We start from the raw sequence: 1,303 nt of genomic DNA on the forward strand, positions 1-1,303 counted from the left end.
TGTATGAATGCCTGGAAAATAAATATAGTAAGTTGGCATAATGATTAATGCTCATAAGAATACTCATATTGGTTCCTTAATATGTTTTAATTAATAAAGGCTCTGGGGTTAACCAGGACTTTTATATTTTGCTTTTGATTTTGATTATTTAATCCTCTATAATTTCTATGAGTTTAACATCAATGGAATTAGTTCCTTCTTTTTTAATACCAGTAACCATTACATTTGAATCCAAATAATCCTTAGGTTGTTCGGCTACTGCTTTACTCATATTGCATATTATTTGAGTAAAATCATTATCTTCAATATCCCTCAATATAAATGTTCTTTTATCTAGATCGACTTCTCTTATTCTGCCTTTCAAGATTACTTTTTCTTCGTTAACATCTACCCTAGTTAATACATCTTTAATTATTTCCTTAGTATTCTTATTTACTGTAATTTTTCCGTATAATTTTATCATATTTCCCCAAAAAGTAATTTCTTTAATATTTTTATCGTCTGGAAGCGTTTTTATTATACTTATCAATGTTTTATCTTTTATGTCATTATCTATATTATTGATTTCCCATTCTTCCGAATTATTAGTGCTAGCCCACTTTAATACTGAAAAATAAAAATCTATAATCTCATTTACATCCTTATTATCAAGAAAACGCAACTGTTTCATATACGGTAATCCTAATGACATATTTATACTTCCTTTATTAAATGCTATCAAACTAAAATCACAAGCTTCTGTCACCTCTTTAGCTGACATGGAATATTATATTTTTTTAATTCTTTAATATAATTTTCGAGTTTTTTAAATAATGTACATCTTATTTGTTTATTGTCTATTGAACAAAATTTCTTTTTTATATCTTCTAATGTACATACATGAATTCCTTCTGGTAAAAGCCCTGCATTATTCAAATCGGGTATTGGCATATATCTATAATCCTCCATTAATAAAACTATTATGCTTTCAAAGACACTGCTATATAATGGAGATATCAAATGACTTGAAAACACATTTCCTATTATAAGATTGGTGGTCTTGTAGTAGGATTTTTCTTTAGTATAAGACAAGCTTTCAAGGCATTCAACAAATTTGACAAAAGTATATTAAATTATAGTATTAGTTTATGATAATAACATTATCTGTTATTTGTATTGTATATATTCTATATGTAATTAAAAATTCCTTTAAACTTTGAAAAAAAATAAACCCTGCCAGAAAAATCCCCAGCAGGTCCTACTCTTTTCCTAATGATTCATAATAATCAACTCACTATACTTATGTTCTTTACCCTGTACCTTC

General features: G+C 26.7%; 2 protein-coding genes. Both read right to left on the minus strand.

All coding sequences use genetic code 11. The features are described from left to right. Positions 1 to 148: 148 nt before the first annotated feature. Positions 149 to 691 (minus strand): hypothetical protein, encoded by a 543-nt coding sequence (locus ACJDU8_RS25440; protein ID WP_406794983.1) that lies wholly within the window; start codon positions 689 to 691, stop codon positions 149 to 151. 50 nt (positions 692 to 741) lie between these two features. Further along, complete coding sequence (locus ACJDU8_RS25445; protein WP_406794984.1) at positions 742 to 930, minus strand: DUF6932 family protein; 189 nt, start codon at positions 928 to 930, stop codon at positions 742 to 744. Between the last annotated feature and the right edge of the window lie 373 nt (positions 931 to 1,303).

Source organism: Candidatus Clostridium eludens (genome assembly GCF_045310515.1).
Classification (GTDB): Bacteria; Bacillota; Clostridia; order Clostridiales; family Clostridiaceae; genus Clostridium_B; species Clostridium_B eludens.

What these genes read in the sequence shown, in the direction of transcription:
- ACJDU8_RS25445 (WP_406794984.1), bottom strand. Translation starts at nt 930, where the DNA reads ATGCCAATACCCGATTTGAATAATGCAGGGCTTTTACCAGAAGGAATT.
- ACJDU8_RS25440 (WP_406794983.1), bottom strand. Translation starts at nt 691, where the DNA reads ATGTCATTAGGATTACCGTATATGAAACAGTTGCGTTTTCTTGATAAT.